This is a genomic window from Fusibacter sp. JL298sf-3 (assembly GCF_053842995.1).
Window position 1 is genome coordinate 1,216,688 of the sequence record NZ_CM132608.1, and the last position, 14,589, is coordinate 1,231,276.

The following is a 14,589-nucleotide window of genomic DNA, read 5'->3' on the forward strand; positions in this document are numbered from 1 at the left end:
TATTTAACTGCATAAACGCCTTACTGTCATAAGTGTCTTTCCAATTAGCCTTGCCAAAGCACAACCGCTAAACACGCCGACACAATAAACGGTGCCAACGCCAAGTGCCGTTCACTTGATTTGAAAACGACTTTTTTGAAAGCCGCGTAGACACCGGCACAAACAAACATCAACCAAAGTGCTGCCCATATGTACACGCCCCCAAGGACTGCGCCGACAACTAGAAAAAACTTGACGTCACCATATCCGAGGCCATTGCCGCCTGTGGTCTTGTTGGAAACCAGCGCCAGCCCATAGAGCACTAAAAATCCGGCCAAACTCCCTGCGAGTCCCATAAGCGGTGTTGTATACAAAGGATTTTTACCGACAAAACTCATGACCCAAAGGGGCACGGCCAACAGGAGCCCCATGAGCACACTCTTGTTGTGTATTTTGTGGTGGTCGATATCGATAAAAGCGACGACTATAAAATAAGCAGACAGCAGACAGTAAAAAGGCGTCGCCAGCTGAAAGCCAAAACGCGCAAAGATGCCTAGAAAGACTGCACTTGTCAAAAGTTCCACGCCAAGGTAACGCGCTGAAACAGGCGTCCCGCAGTGCGCACAGCGCCCCTTAAGCCAGAGCCAGCTGAACACCGGCACCAAGTCAATCGGCCGCAGTACCGTCTCACAAGTGCCACAACGACTTCTCGGGGTCACGACACTTACGCCTTGAGGGATTCTGTAAATACAAACATTTAAAAACGATCCCACCGCAAGGCCGATGAGACCGATGACTAGAAAATTACTCCACATTTTCTGATACCTGTTCGACAAAATACTTGTACTCAAAATCATCGCCTCTAATGTGGTCCACAATCCAAGTCGATAAAAACGCAAAGAGTTCCAAAAGCACCTCTTCAGGAGCGTGGGATAACCGTTCGCTTGAAACCTCTTCTAAGTACGCGATAAATCCGCGGTGCTGTGAACTGTGTACCTCGGACATGGGGTAGTTTACAGAGATAAGATACGCCTCTTCATCAGAAAAATGTTGTGTTGCAAACCGTTTCAACCCTTTGAGTAAGGCCTGCGCCTCGTCAAACAAATTGGGATCCTCCATAGCGCGCCTAAACAGCTGCTCCGTTTGATCTGTTAATTCCATAAGCTCTCGATGCTGTTTGTCCAGCGTCTCTACACCGACACTCAACGATACGTCCCACTTCATTATGGCCTCCTATCGACTTCATATTGGGTCATCATAGTTTTAATGGCAGACACATCCCCTTTACACTGTCGCACTTCAGGACGCGCTGTTTTTTCCATAATCTCTCCTAAATAATAATGCGCCAGATCTCTTATATTGTCAATACGAATTAGGTAATCTTTAACGCGCTCGGCTTTTCTTTTTTGGTGGGCCATATCCTTCAAAAGCGCTTCAAAAGCGTCGATGTCGCCAAGGATTGCCACCAAGTCCGCTTTTTGCTCGTGATAGGCGTCGACCCCATCGAGCGCACTGTGCCTCGACATAATAGCGTCTAAAGTCTCCGTGACATAGGTCATGCGCTTTTTCAGCATGCCTTTATAAAAGAAAATCGAAAACGTGTAATTGTAAAATAAAGCCACCGCTATCCCCGCTAAGAGGGCAAACATGCGCACGCCAAAAGTCAGCGGCATGCTCGGTGCTCCATTTGCGCCAACTTGTAGGTATTGGGTCATATAAATGGCTGTAAAAAACGCCACCGGGGATACCGCGCGCCAGTTAATGGTCAATGCCAAATAAAGTGTCAGGGCAACTGAGAGCGGCACAGTGACGAGGTTTACGCCAAACGCCGCAACGAGCACCGCCGTGACAAGCCCTCCCATTGCCGATGCCTCTATTTGCTCAAAGGCAATCTTGCACCCCGACCGGTTAACCGGTTCCAGTGTCAGCATCATCCCAAAGAGAACAGAAATCATATCTCGCCCCACAATGGGGTGGTCCTTAAACAACACATACGCCGTTAAGACGCCTGTAAAAGCTTTTAAAATATATAGTGGGGAATCGAACAACATGGCCTCTCGCCCCAATGTCCACTTAATTCTTCGCATCTGCGCCTCCTCGTTATTCTTTCTTAATTTATATCCTTTTTATTTTAGACTATTCATCATTATAGCCCCGACATCTGTCTATGCCTATGTAAAGTCATTACAAAACGTCATATCTTATCGCAGTTTTCGGTAATTTTTAATAAAATTTTGATATTTGGGGATAACATTTGGATATAAGTATGGATAACGAAGTGACACCATCGTTTTTTCGAATATTTAGCTATGGGAGGGATCGTATTTTGAAAGCATTCAAGGAAATTCAATTTATGAAGCAAGCTATGATGAGAAAAGTTATTTACGCACTTATTCCCATTGTATTAGCAGGCATTTACTTTTACGGCTGGCGCGTGCTCAGTTTGTTAGCCGTCGTATCGCTGTCCGGTGCTCTAACCGAATGGTTGTTTGTCAGGAAGACCACTAAGAAAATCACTGAGGCCGTTTGGGTGACCGGGATTCTCTTTACATTGACGTTGCCGCCGAGCACCCCTTATTGGATTGCCATTATCGGGATAGTCTTCGGCGTCGTCTTCGGCAAGATGGTCTTTGGCGGCTTCGGGAAAAATCCGTTCAACCCGGCACTCGTCGGCCGCGCTTTTATCTATGTGAACTTTCCCAGATACCTCACGGTTGAATGGAACGAACCTGCAAACGGTGCAATAGGCGCACTTACCCAGTACTTGACGCCGCACATTGACGCCGTTACCGAAGCGACTCCTATGATGATTTACCGCGCAACTGGCAAAATGTTTCCTATAACGCGGGTTTTGTTCGGTAACATCGCAGGGTCTATTGGTGAAACCAGCGCATTGTTAATTATTTTGGCGGGGCTCTACCTCATTTTTACGAAAACCGCTGCAAAGGAAACCATCATCAGTGTCATTTTAGGCTTCCTCGGAATGAGCGGCGCCCTATACCTCGCCGGCTTCTCACAAGTGCCAAGCCCTCTGTACGGTTTATTTGCAGGCGGGATTTTATTTGGTGCCGTCTTTATGGCCACCGATCCAATTTCGTCTCCTAAGACTTTTGAAGGCCGTATTTTTTACGGTCTGCTCATCGGATGTATCACAGTTGTCATCAGGGGATTTGCCCTATTCTCCGGCGGCATTATGTTCGCTATCTTAATCGGCAACACCTTTGCGCCGATTATAGACGAAGCCGTCAAGGGCTTAAAAGCACTCAAACAGCAGAAAAGTGCAAAGGAGGTGCGCAATGGCCAATAAGAAGAAAATCCTGTACCCTGTCGTCTTCATGGTGATTTTAACAGCGGTTTACACATTTGCACTGGCATTTGTCAACGAAGCCACAATAGACACCATTAAAGCGCAGGAAGAGCTCGATGTTCAAAAGGCGATTCTCTACACCTTTAACATCGAACACGACGGCAGTGATGAGATGGTTAAAAAGCTGTATGACGAGAAACTCTCCTACCATGCCAAAGACGGAGAAGATGATTTGGCCTATTACATCTACAAAGACGCCGGTACTGTCAAAGGGTATGCGTTCTACTATACGGGCAAAGGCCTCTGGGGCAGTATCTCCGGGTATCTCGCTTTCGACCCGAATTTCGAGTCACTCCTCGGCATCGTTTTTACCGCCCATTCTGAAACACCGGGACTTGGCGGACGAATTGACGAAGCGTGGTTCAAAGAGCAATTTCGTGGCCTCTCTATCGTAGAAGACGACCCAATAGAATTTAAGCCGGCTGCTTCGGGAACTATCGACGGCATAACCGGCGCCACTGCAACCTCAGTTGCCGTCAAAGAAATTGTGAACGATTTTGTCAAACAAGCAAAAGACGCTGCAAAGGAGGGCCTAATCAATGAGTGAAATTAAACGCGTTTTCAAAGACGGGATTTACAAAGACAACCCCGTTTTCAGACAAATACTCGGCATCTGTTCCTCACTTGCCGTTACGAACCTGCTGATGAACTCCCTCGTTATGGGCATCGGTCTGATGTTTGTCACCGCTTTCTCAAGTTTTACTGTATCTCTGCTTCGAACGGTCACGCCAAAGCATATCCGCATGATGGTTCAAACGCTGATTATCTCCGCCTACGTCATCTTGCTCGACATCTTTCTAAAAGCCTATATGCCGAGCATGTCAAAGGCACTGGGGCCTTATGTCGGCTTAATTATAACCAACTGTATTATTATGGGGCGCTGTGAAGCCTTCGCTCAAAAAAACAAGCCGATTATTTCTTTCTTTGACGGCTTGATTATGGGTATTGGGTACACTTGGGTCTTGCTTGCAATTGCATTCTTTAGAGAATTTCTCGGATTCGGCACCTTGTTCGGCGTACAAATACTGGGCGAAAGCTGGGTCAACTGGACACTGATGATTATGCCTCCGGGAGCGTTCTTTATGCTCGGCATCGTCATTTGGGCCACCTACAGGCTGTTCCCACACCCTGAGACGGAACAAGGAGGTAAATAATTATGCTAGAAATCAATCCATGGGTCATCTTTTTTGCATCGATCTTTACAAACAATATGATACTCGCCAGTTTTTTAGGCATGTGTTCGTTTATCGCCGTTTCAAGTGAAATCAAGACGTCGCTGAGCCTCGGACAGGCAGTTACCTTCGTCCTCGCCTGCACGTCAGTACTCAACTACTTTATCTACAACAAAATCCTCGTTCCACTTGGGCTCGAGTACCTTCGCTTTATCATCTTCATCATCGTCATTGCTGCTTTTGTACAATTGGTCGAAATGATTATCGAACGTTACTTTGAATCGCTCTACTACTCACTGGGGATTTTTCTACCGCTTATTACCGTTAACTGCGCCATTCTCGGTGTGTCGCTGTTTATGATTATCCGCGAGTACTCGCTGATTCAATCGTTTGCTTTCGGCGTCGGCTCCGGACTCGGCTGGACACTGGCCATTGTGGCCATGGCCGGTATACGGAAGAAGATTAAAAACGCCAAAATTCCAAAAGGGCTTGAAGGTCCTGGGATAACACTGATTATCACTGGGATTATGGCTCTTGCATTTTTAGGTTTTTCAGGCATTGTACAAATTCAATAGGAGGTCCTTATGGGTACTATAGGCATTACAGTCTTAACCATCAGCGGCATTACCGGCGTGTTGGCACTCCTTTTGTCCATTGCCAACCGCACCATTGCCAACTATGGTGAAAAGAAAATTACCATTAACAAAGAGAAAGAACTTACTGTGGACGGCGGCGATACCTTGTTGTCGGCTTTGGTAGAACAAAAGATCTTCATCCCCTCTGCCTGTGGTGGGAAAGGGAGCTGCGGCTACTGCAAAGTCGCTGTCAAAGAGGGGGGCGGAGCGATACTCCCTACAGAGCTGGGTTACGTATCTCCCGCTGAGCAAAAAGAAGGCGTCCGCCTCTCGTGTCAGCTAAAAGTCAAAGAGGATCTCCAGATTGAAATACCTGAAGAACTTTTCAGCGTCAAACAGTTTGATTACCACGTCGCATTCTTGAGAGATGTCACACCGACCATAAAGCACCTCCGTTTGGAGTTACCTGAAAAAGAGGAGATCTCCTTTAAACCGGGGCAGTACATTCAGCTCTTAGCGCCTAAATACAAGGGGAACCCCGAAGAAGTCTACCGCGCGTATTCCATCGCCTCTTCCCCTTCTGACACAAAAGCTGTGGAGCTCTACATCGGCTATGTGAAAAACGGCGTTGCGACGACTTATGTACACAACCACATTAAAGAAGGTGCCACCGTACGGCTGGTGGGCCCTTACGGCGACTTCTATTATCAAGACGGCGACCGAGAAATGGTTATGGTGGCCATCGGCACAGGGATGGCGCCGATTATGTCGATTCTCAAGTACATGCGCGATGAAAAAATCGACCGAAAAGTCACCTTTTACTTCGGCGCTCGAACGCGAGAAGACCTCTACGAAATGGACACGTTGGCACAGCTTCAAGCAGAAATGCCGAACTTCAAACTCATTACTTGTTTGTCGCGGCCGACAGAAAGTTGTAACTGGGAAGGCGAACAAGGGCGTGTGACCGACATGCTCGACAAGTTCCTCACAGAGGGCGAGAAAAAAGAAGCTTACCTCTGCGGCAGTCCCGTTATGATCGATTCGGTCATCGAGGCTTTAAAAGCCAAAGGCATGCCAGAGTCACAAATCTTTTACGATAAATTTGAATAAACTCACCTATTGCCGCCCGCTCTTGTATAGAGAGGGCGGTTTTTTATGGGCCCGTGACATCAACACAGGCGTCGTGGTAAACTGTTAGAAGACACTACAGGCATACACTACCATAGGTCAAAAAAGGTAGCTGCTTATCCAGTTTTTCGAAGGAGGAAAAATGAACAGTACTTCACTCAACCAAAAGGCATGGGAACACAGCGCTTACAAGTTTTGGACCACACACCTCGGCCCTCCGGAAAAAGAAGCACAAAAGATACTGGACAATCCTAAAAAACTGCTGCGCCGCTATTTACCTTTTTTCCCAGACATAGAAGGCAAACGCATTTTGTGTCCGCTGGGGTCTTGCGGTCGTCGGTCCCTAGCACTTTCGTTATTAGGTGCCGAGGTCACGCATCTCGATTTTTCCGAGGGCAATATTCAGTACGCTCGAGAAATGTGCGTCGCCATCAATCAGGACATGGGGTTTGTCTATCAGGACTTTATGTCTTACAATGGCGATCAATACGATATTTGCTTTATGGAAGGCGGCATTTTGCATTACTTTCACGACCTCGACGCCTTTGTCAAACGCGTTCGCCAACACATCAAGACCGGGGGAACCTTTATTCTCAACGACTTTCACCCTTTTAGAAAAGTATTTAGCCAGCGCGATATCTTCGCGAGCGATACTGCGTTCCAAACCACCGGAGACTATTTCGATACCGACATACATGAAGCCCCTGTGGCGTACGAAAGATTTATGAAGGACACCGACCTCCCCAAATGCGCTCTTCGCTATTTTACGTTTTCGGAAATTCTAAACGCGCTGGTTTCCAACGGATTCCATCTCATTCATATGAATGAAGGGCCTCGGTTTGATGTGCACAAACATTTGCCCGGTGACTTTACAGTGGTATTGAAAGCCGTATAAAATACGGCGCCATTGCGTGTACATCTTTCGCTAATTAGAACCCTTTAGGCTCAAGGCTTGTTGTCAAAAAAGTCCTGCCACACCTCGCGTGTAGCAGGACTTTACTTTTTTACGTTACTTGTAGAGCGGGTATTTGCCGCAAAGTGCTTTCACACGTTGACGTGCAGGCTCTAAATCTTCAGCTCGATTGTCGATCACCCAGCTGATGATATCGGCAATTTCAATCATCTCTTCTTTGCCAAAGCCGCGCGTTGTCGTGGCCGGCGTTCCCATCCTAAGACCGCTCGTCACAAATGGACTCGCCGTTTCATTAGGGACTGTGTTTTTATTAGTGGTGATGCCCACTTCGTCTAAAAGCTTCTCAGCGTCTTTACCGGTAATGTCCTTGTTTCTAAGGTCTACCAGAAGAAGATGGTTGTCCGTTCCGCCTGAGACGATTTGGAACCCTTTTTCCTTGAGGGCCTCCGCCAATGTCGCCGCATTTTCGACCACTTTCTTTTGGTACGCTTTGAAATCGTCTGACAGCGCTTCTTTAAAGCAGACAGCTTTGGCGGCGATAACGTGCATCAAAGGCCCACCTTGAATACCTGGGAATATGGTTTTATCCACCGCTTTGGCGTATTCCGCTTTACAGAGGATAATGCCGCCTCTAGGCCCTCTTAGTGTCTTATGTGTCGTACTGGTGACAAAGTCCGCATATGGCACCGGATTGGGATGGATGCCCGCTGCAACGAGACCGGCGATATGTGCCATATCCACGAGCAAGTACGCACCGATTTCATCGCAAATCGCTCTGAATTTTTCAAAATCTATAATTCTCGAATACGCGCTGGCACCGGCGACAATCATTTTAGGCTTTTCTTCAAGCGCCTGCTTTCTCAACGCCTCGTAGTCGATAAACCCATTGTCATCGACGCCGTAAGACGTGAAATTGTAGAGCTTTCCGGAAAAGTTAACCGGACTGCCGTGTGTTAAGTGACCGCCGTCGGACAGGTTCATCCCCAGCACTTTGTCACCTGGCTTTAAAACGGCCATGTACACGCCCATATTGGCTCCTGAACCGGAATGCGGTTGGACATTGGCATGTTCTGCACCAAAGAGTTCTTTCAGGCGATCGCGCGCCAAATCCTCACTGATATCTACATATTCACAACCACCGTAATAGCGCTTATTGGGATAGCCTTCTGCGTATTTGTTGGTCAAATGCGAGCCCATTGCCGCCATAACCGCTTTGCTCGTGAAGTTTTCAGAAGCAATGAGTTCAATCCCGTTTTGCTGTCTTTCAAGTTCGAGCGCCATGGATTTGTACAGTTCAGGGTCTTGCTGTTTGATAATGTCTAAGTTCATGCTATCTCTCCTTTTTCTTTTTTTTAGGCGCCAAGTGAATGGCGGTTTCTAAAATGCCCATGCTCGCTTCGGCAAAAGCTTCGCCCAGTGTCGGATGCGCATGGATGGTCTTGCCGATTTCGCTAACGTGTAATTTTTGAGTGATGGCCAGCGCCCCTTCATGTATAAGGTCTGAGGCATGCGGCCCCATGATGTGCACGCCGAGGACGATGTCGTTCTCATCGGTGATAACTTTTACAAAGCCCTCTGTCTCGTCGATGCTGAGCGCTTTGCCGTTTGCCACAAAGGGAAACTTGCTCTTTTTGATGGCAACGCCCTTCGCCTTGGCACGTTCTTCGTCGAGACCCACACAGGCAATTTCAGGGAATACAAAAATACAGTTCGGCACGACATCGTTGTACCCTTCGGGCTCAATACCCATAATCGCTTCTGCCGCAGTGATGCCTTGATGCGAGGCGGCGTGAGCCAAGAGCATGTGTCCGTTGACATCGCCAATGGCGTAAACGTGGTCTACAGACGTTTTGTAATGGGCGTCTACGACAATCCCCTTTTCCGTCTGTACACCAATGCCCTCGAGGTTGAGCCCTTCAAAATAAGGCTTTCTTCCTGTGGAAACCAACAGTGTATCGCCTTCAAAAGCAACTGGTGCCTCTTTCTGACGGCCGACGAGTCGCACCCCCTCTGGGGTCTTTTCAATCTGCTCCATCTGCACGTTTTTATGAAGGGTAATGCCTTTTTTCTTAAGCGATGCGGTGAAACGCTTGGCGATTTCCCCGTCAACTTCTCTCAGACAGCGGTCACTTCGAATAACCATTTCAACTTCTGCACCCAGTGCAGAAAAAATACAGGCAAATTCCATGGCGATAACACCGCCGCCAATGACAATGAGCTTTTTAGGAATTTCTTTAAAATCCAAGAGTTCCTTACTCGTCACGACGCCTTCTGTCTCGAGCCCCCCTATCGGTGGGAGGGAAGGGACAGAGCCCGTTGCGATAATCACGTCGTCAAAGGTGCGCTCGTATACAGCGCCCTCTTCCGGTTGAATAGAGAGTTCGCCCGCACCTTTAAAGGCTGCCGTTCCCTCAATCACTTCAATGCCGTTTGTTTTAATCAACTGCTCGATGCCCGACACCAATTGGTGCACGACTTCGTTTTTGCGCGCTGCTATTTTACCGGCATCGACATGCATGCCTTCAATGGTGACGCCGAAGATTTCGGCGTCGTTTAATGTCCGCAGGACTTCTGCGTTTTTGTACAGCGTCTTTGTCGGTATGCACCCGTAGTTCAAACAGGTGCCGCCGATTTTGTGCTTTTCAATTAAGGTGACTTCCGCGCCCAGCTGGGCCAAGCGAATGGCCGCTACATAGCCCCCTGGACCGCCACCGATGACGGCAACCTTTTTTTGCATAACGCCTCCTACTTAGTCTTCTCCCATTTAACCACCGGTTGACGTGCTGCAGCGACTTCGTCGACACGTCGGATAATCGTAGTCGTCGGGGCTTCTTTAAGCACTTCAGGTGTTTCTGCCGCCTCTTTGCTGATTTGAATCATGACATCGGCAAAGGCGTCTAGCGTTTCTTTCGTCTCCGTTTCCGTCGGCTCAATCATAATCGCGTTTGGAACAATCAGTGGGAAATAGATGGTCGGCGGGTGGAAACCGTGGTCGAGCAAGCGCTTGGCCACATCTAATGTGCTACAAGCAGAATACTCGTCCTTTAAACCGGCGAGAACAAACTCGTGTTTACAGATGGTGTCTACAGGCAGTGCGTAATGCTCTTTTAACTGAGCCTGTAGGTAGTTGGCGTTGAGAACCGCCATTTCTGAAGCGTGTTTCAACCCCTCTGCCCCCATCGTCAGAATATAGGTGTAGGCGCGAACCAATATGCCGAAGTTGCCGTTAAAGGCCTTCATGCGACCGATGCTGTCCGGCCGCGCTTCATCGAGGAAATATCGGTCGCCGTCTTTAGCAACCACCGGTTTCGGCAAAAACGGTTCGAGGTGCTTTTTAACCCCTACAGGGCCGGCTCCTGGGCCACCGCCGCCGTGTGGCGTAGTAAACGTCTTGTGCAAGTTGTAGTGAACGACATCAAATCCCATATCGCCGGGGCGGGTTTTGCCCATAATGGCGTTGAGGTTGGCGCCGTCGTAGTAAAGCAGACCGCCGGCTTCGTGTACCAGCTTTGAAATCTCGACGATGTTGCGTTCAAACAAACCGAGTGTGCTCGGGTTGGTCAACATCAGCCCTGCGATTTCGTCACTTAAAACACTCTTTAAGCTGTCGAGGTCGACAGAACCGTCCGGTGCCGATTTCACTTCCACCACATCGAAACCTGCGACGTGAGCACTGGAAGGGTTGGTACCGTGTGCCGAATCCGGCACGATTATCTTCGTCCGCTTGGTATCGCCATTTTTACGATGGTAGGCTTTGATAATCATCAAACCAGCCAACTCACCCTGAGCGCCTGCTGTAGTCTGTAGCGAAAACGCGTCCATACCGCCGATTTCACTTAGCTTACCCGCCAAATCGTACATGAGTTCCAAGGCCCCTTGTGCCAGCGGCCCTTCTGTATGCGGATGCAATGTGCTGAAGCCCGTCAGCGAAGACATATCTTCGTTGATTTTAGGGTTGTACTTCATGGTACACGAACCCAGTGGGTAGAAACCGGTGTCGACACCGAAATTCAAATTGCTCAATCGGGTGTAGTGTCTGACCAATTGCGGTTCGCTTACCGACGGTAGTTCAGGCGCTTCTTCTCTTAGCAAATCACTTGGCAACACAGCCGTTATGTCCATGTCGACCTCAGACGGCGGCAGTTTATAGCCGCGTCTGCCTGTTTCCGACAGTTCAAATATCAATTTATCGTAATTCTTCATAAGATGGCCTCCAATGCTTCGACAAACGCGTCCATCTCTTCTTTGGTACGCTTTTCAGTGACACAGAACAACACCCGCGGTTGATCGCTCTCGTAATCGCGGTTGAGGTTGTAGCCGCCCAAAAAGCCTTTGGCCGCGAGCTCTTCGTTGATGCGCTCTACCTCTTCAGTGGTCTCCATGACAAACTCCCTGAAAAACGGCGCATTGTATACCAGCTTAAACTTACCTGTCGCTTCGAGTTTTTCTTTGAGATAATACGCTTTTTTCGCCGACTGTTCTGCCACTTCTCTCAGGCCGTCAGCGCCGAGCAATCCCATGTAAACAGTTGCTGCAAGTGCATTAAGTGCCTGATTTGAGCAAATATTAGACGTCGCCTTTTCACGACGGATGTGTTGTTCTCTCGCCTGTAGCGTCAAAGTAAACGCGCGTTTGCCATCGACATCCACCGTTTGTCCCGCTATACGTCCCGGCAACTTGCGCATCAGTTTTTTCGTAGAGGCCATGAACCCGAGATAGGGCCCGCCATAGTTTAAAGCGTTGCCCAGGGGCTGCCCTTCTCCGACGGCGATGTCTACGCCATAAGCACCGGGCGTCTTTAACAGTCCCAGTGAGATCGGGTCGACATTCAGTACCATCAACGCCTTGTTGTCATGTGCTAGCGACACGGCGCTTTCGGGATTTTCAACGACGCCAAAGAAGTTTGGAGATTGCATAATCACCGCGACAGTACTGCTGTCAACGGCGCTTTCAAGTGCCGCAGCATCAGTTCTGCCATCGCTGTCCACAGGCACTTCTACCACCTTGATGTCTTTAAAGCGCATGTAAGTTTTTACCACTTCTCGCGTCTGGGGATTAACGGCTTCGGATACAACGACCGTATCGCCCTTTTGGCTGCCGGCAGCCAGCATTGCCGCCTCGGCAGTTGCAGTCGCCCCATCGTACATAGAGGCGTTGGATACTTCAAGCCCAGTCAAGTTCGCAATCATCGTTTGGAACTCAAAAATAGCTCTCAGCGTCCCTTGGCTGATTTCCGGCTGATAAGGGGTATAAGCGGTATAAAACTCAGACCTCGACGTGATGTGATGGACGACACTTGGGACGGCGTGATCGTAGGCGCCTGCCCCCCTGAAACAAACTAAGGCATCTGTTGCGCAGTTCTTCTGTGCCAACTTGCCGAGTTGCTTCTGTACTTCAACTTCCGAAAGCGGCGGGTTGATGTCCAGACGTCTGTCGAGGCGAATTGAAGCCGGTATATCACTGAACAATTGATCCACACTGTCGAGCCCCAGGCGATCGAGCATCGCCTTAATGTCTTGCTCAGTGTGAGAAATATATGGGAACATATTATGCCTCCTCTTCGCAGAACGCCTCATACGCTTTTGCGTCCATCAATGACGCCAAAGCCCCTTCATCTTCGATTTCAATTTCGACAATCCAATTTGCATAAGCGTCTTGGTTGAGAAGTGCCGGATCATCGTCGAGTGCTTCGTTGACAGCGACAACTTTACCGGTCACAGGCATCAACATATCCGATGCCGCCTTAACCGATTCAATCGTACCGAAGTTGTCCTCTGCATCATATGTTTCATCGATTTCAGGCATTTCGACATAGACGATGTCACCTAGCGCATCCTGTGCAAAATCCGTGATGCCAACCCAACCTTTTTTACCTTCAACTTTTACCCATTCGTGATCTTCCGTGTAATAAAGTCCATTTACGATTTTCATAATAGCCTCCTCGTTTTTGCAAAGTGTTTTGTATGAAAAGGGCGCTCTGTCGCCCTATACTAAAAAAGCTTACGCTTTTTTATACTATTTCTTGTAGTTTTTTTGATAAAAACGTTTGCTGACAATTGTCGCAGGCATAACTTTTTTTCGGACGCCGATTTCAATGGCGTCACCCATAACGGCATAAGTGGCATCGATGAGCGCCAATCCGATGTTCTTCTTAAGCGTCGGCGACAAGTAGCCCGTCGTCACGTGACCGATTGTCTCGCCGTCTTTAAGCACTGGATAACCGTGTCTCGGAATGCCTTTGGCCATCTCAAAACCGACAATTTTGCGCTTCAGACCGTCTTCTTTCTGCTTAATCAGCGCGTCTCTTCCGATAAATGCGTCTTTTGTCAACTTGACGCAGAAGCCAAATCCCGCCTCTAAAGGTGAAATGTCTTTGTCTATTTCGTTGCCGTACAGCGGCAATGTCGCTTCAAATCTCAGTGTGTCTCTTGCACCGAGTCCCGCCGGTTTTAGCCCCATCGGCGCGCCGACAGCCATAAGTTTTTCCCACACCGCCACGATGTTCTCATTGGCTGTGTATATTTCAAAACCGTCTTCACCTGTGTAGCCGGTTCTCGATACAATGCAGGAAATCCCATCTATTGAAACCGCTTCATCAAAGTAGAAAAAGCCAATGGTTTTCAAGTCTTTGTCGGTAAGTTTTTGAAGTATCTCTTGGGCGAGCGGTCCTTGAAGGGCTACTTCAGAATAGTCTTCCGACACATTTTTCAAATCGATCTCATAGCCTTTTGCCTGTTTCTGCATCCACTCGTAGTCCTTGGCCACATTGCTGGCGTTAATGACGAGGAAAAAATGTGTGCGGTCGTACTTGTAGACGAGCAAATCATCTACGACACCACCGTCTTCATAACACATCATGGCGTACTGAATCTGACGGTCTTCGAGGAGCGTAACATCGTTGGTAACGAGGTTCTGAACAAATGCTTCAGCCCCTTCACCCTTGACTTCGACTTCACCCATGTGAGATACGTCGAAGATGCCCGCTTTCGTTCGCACCGCTTCGTGCTCTTCCATAATGCCCTCGTACTGTACGGGCAACGCGTACCCAGCGAAGTCGATGACCTTGCCGCCGGCTTTGACATGAGCCTCATAAAGCGCTGTCTTCTTTACTGCTTCCATTTCAATGCCTCCTTTTTTATCACTAGGAGATTTATACCCCCAGCAACTGTTTTTATGCGATTTTTGCTATGATGATATAAAAAAAACGCACAAGAATAGCTATAAGCTGCCTTGCACGCCTCTGTTTCTTTACCTGAGCGTTTCGTCGCCTTCGGTGCTACATGAATTGTAGAGCTCTCCAGAGTTCCATCAGATAACGCTTATGGGGCCTGAGAGTTTCATCATATGCGGCAGACATACAACTTGCGCCTTCGGCTATTCTTGCAGAATATCTCACATCATCGTCAAATGGTAACGGTATATGTTTGTTCTACTGTCATTGTATGCCTTTGAAAC

Annotated in this window: 15 protein-coding genes and 1 riboswitch; of the genes, 6 read left to right on the forward strand and 9 right to left on the reverse strand. The window is 48.4% G+C overall.

Annotation, left to right across the window (positions count from 1 at the left end; all coding sequences use genetic code 11):
• Nucleotides 1-44: 44 nt before the first annotated feature.
• Genes ACR6HW_RS06020 through ACR6HW_RS06030 form a run of 3 tightly spaced genes read right to left on the reverse strand, consistent with a single transcriptional unit; the run spans nucleotide 45 to nucleotide 2,066 of the window.
• The gene (locus tag ACR6HW_RS06020) at nucleotides 45-794 is read right to left on the reverse strand and encodes a prepilin peptidase (RefSeq protein ID WP_455730244.1); all 750 of its coding nucleotides are present in this window, start codon (nucleotides 792-794) and stop codon (nucleotides 45-47) included.
• Nucleotides 784-1,203 carry a hemerythrin family protein gene (locus tag ACR6HW_RS06025; protein WP_455730245.1) on the reverse strand — a complete coding sequence of 140 codons (420 nt, stop codon included), beginning with the start codon at nucleotides 1,201-1,203 and terminating at the stop codon, nucleotides 784-786. The genes ACR6HW_RS06020 and ACR6HW_RS06025 overlap by 11 nt, the downstream gene beginning before the upstream one ends.
• The gene (locus ACR6HW_RS06030) at nucleotides 1,203-2,066 is read right to left on the reverse strand and encodes an aromatic acid exporter family protein (RefSeq protein WP_455730246.1); all 864 of its coding nucleotides are present in this window, start codon (nucleotides 2,064-2,066) and stop codon (nucleotides 1,203-1,205) included. The genes ACR6HW_RS06025 and ACR6HW_RS06030 overlap by 1 nt, the downstream gene beginning before the upstream one ends.
• A 239-nt stretch (nucleotides 2,067-2,305) precedes the next feature.
• Here ACR6HW_RS06030 and ACR6HW_RS06035 point away from each other — a divergent pair, with 239 nt between their 5' ends.
• The 6 genes from ACR6HW_RS06035 to ACR6HW_RS06060 all read left to right on the forward strand — a co-directional run bounded on the left by ACR6HW_RS06035 (nucleotide 2,306) and on the right by ACR6HW_RS06060 (nucleotide 7,116).
• Nucleotides 2,306-3,286: an RnfABCDGE type electron transport complex subunit D gene (locus tag ACR6HW_RS06035; protein WP_455730247.1), complete on the forward strand. Its 981-nt coding sequence runs from the start codon at nucleotides 2,306-2,308 to the stop codon at nucleotides 3,284-3,286.
• The gene (locus tag ACR6HW_RS06040) at nucleotides 3,276-3,893 is read left to right on the forward strand and encodes an FMN-binding protein (protein ID WP_455730248.1); all 618 of its coding nucleotides are present in this window, start codon (nucleotides 3,276-3,278) and stop codon (nucleotides 3,891-3,893) included. Before ACR6HW_RS06035 ends, ACR6HW_RS06040 begins: the two co-directional genes overlap by 11 nt.
• Entirely contained in the window at nucleotides 3,886-4,500 is a 615-nt protein-coding gene (locus ACR6HW_RS06045) for an NADH:ubiquinone reductase (Na(+)-transporting) subunit D (RefSeq protein WP_455730249.1), read from the forward strand. Before ACR6HW_RS06040 ends, ACR6HW_RS06045 begins: the two co-directional genes overlap by 8 nt.
• Before the next feature lie 2 nt (nucleotides 4,501-4,502).
• Nucleotides 4,503-5,093, forward strand: coding sequence for an NADH:ubiquinone reductase (Na(+)-transporting) subunit E (locus ACR6HW_RS06050; RefSeq protein ID WP_455730250.1), 591 nt, complete (start codon nucleotides 4,503-4,505; stop codon nucleotides 5,091-5,093).
• A gap of 9 nt (nucleotides 5,094-5,102) precedes the next feature.
• Nucleotides 5,103-6,203, forward strand: a complete 1,101-nt coding sequence (locus tag ACR6HW_RS06055; RefSeq protein WP_455730251.1) for an NADH:ubiquinone reductase (Na(+)-transporting) subunit F — start codon at nucleotides 5,103-5,105, stop codon at nucleotides 6,201-6,203.
• A gap of 160 nt (nucleotides 6,204-6,363) precedes the next feature.
• On the forward strand, nucleotides 6,364-7,116 hold the full coding sequence (locus ACR6HW_RS06060; RefSeq protein ID WP_455730252.1) for a class I SAM-dependent methyltransferase: 753 nt from the start codon (nucleotides 6,364-6,366) through the stop codon (nucleotides 7,114-7,116).
• A 114-nt stretch (nucleotides 7,117-7,230) separates the two neighbouring features.
• Here ACR6HW_RS06060 and glyA read toward each other — a convergent pair whose 3' ends face one another.
• From glyA to gcvT, 6 genes are all read right to left on the reverse strand, one after another.
• On the reverse strand, nucleotides 7,231-8,463 hold the full coding sequence (gene glyA, locus ACR6HW_RS06065) for a serine hydroxymethyltransferase (protein ID WP_455730253.1): 1,233 nt from the start codon (nucleotides 8,461-8,463) through the stop codon (nucleotides 7,231-7,233).
• A gap of 1 nt (nucleotide 8,464) precedes the next feature.
• Nucleotides 8,465-9,871: a dihydrolipoyl dehydrogenase gene (lpdA, locus tag ACR6HW_RS06070; protein ID WP_455730254.1), complete on the reverse strand. Its 1,407-nt coding sequence runs from the start codon at nucleotides 9,869-9,871 to the stop codon at nucleotides 8,465-8,467.
• Between the two features lie 8 nt (nucleotides 9,872-9,879).
• A complete protein-coding gene (gene gcvPB, locus ACR6HW_RS06075) occupies nucleotides 9,880-11,337 on the reverse strand; it encodes an aminomethyl-transferring glycine dehydrogenase subunit GcvPB (RefSeq protein WP_455730255.1) in 1,458 nt (485 codons plus the stop codon).
• Complete coding sequence (gcvPA, locus tag ACR6HW_RS06080; protein WP_455730256.1) at nucleotides 11,334-12,680, reverse strand: aminomethyl-transferring glycine dehydrogenase subunit GcvPA; 1,347 nt, start codon at nucleotides 12,678-12,680, stop codon at nucleotides 11,334-11,336. The genes gcvPB and gcvPA overlap by 4 nt, the downstream gene beginning before the upstream one ends.
• A 1-nt stretch (nucleotide 12,681) precedes the next feature.
• Complete coding sequence (gene gcvH / locus ACR6HW_RS06085; protein WP_455730257.1) at nucleotides 12,682-13,065, reverse strand: glycine cleavage system protein GcvH; 384 nt, start codon at nucleotides 13,063-13,065, stop codon at nucleotides 12,682-12,684.
• 84 nt (nucleotides 13,066-13,149) lie between these two features.
• Complete coding sequence (gcvT, locus tag ACR6HW_RS06090) at nucleotides 13,150-14,253, reverse strand: glycine cleavage system aminomethyltransferase GcvT (RefSeq protein WP_455730258.1); 1,104 nt, start codon at nucleotides 14,251-14,253, stop codon at nucleotides 13,150-13,152.
• A 111-nt stretch (nucleotides 14,254-14,364) separates the two neighbouring features.
• A riboswitch (glycine riboswitch) is annotated at nucleotides 14,365-14,445 on the reverse strand.
• Between the last annotated feature and the right edge of the window lie 144 nt (nucleotides 14,446-14,589).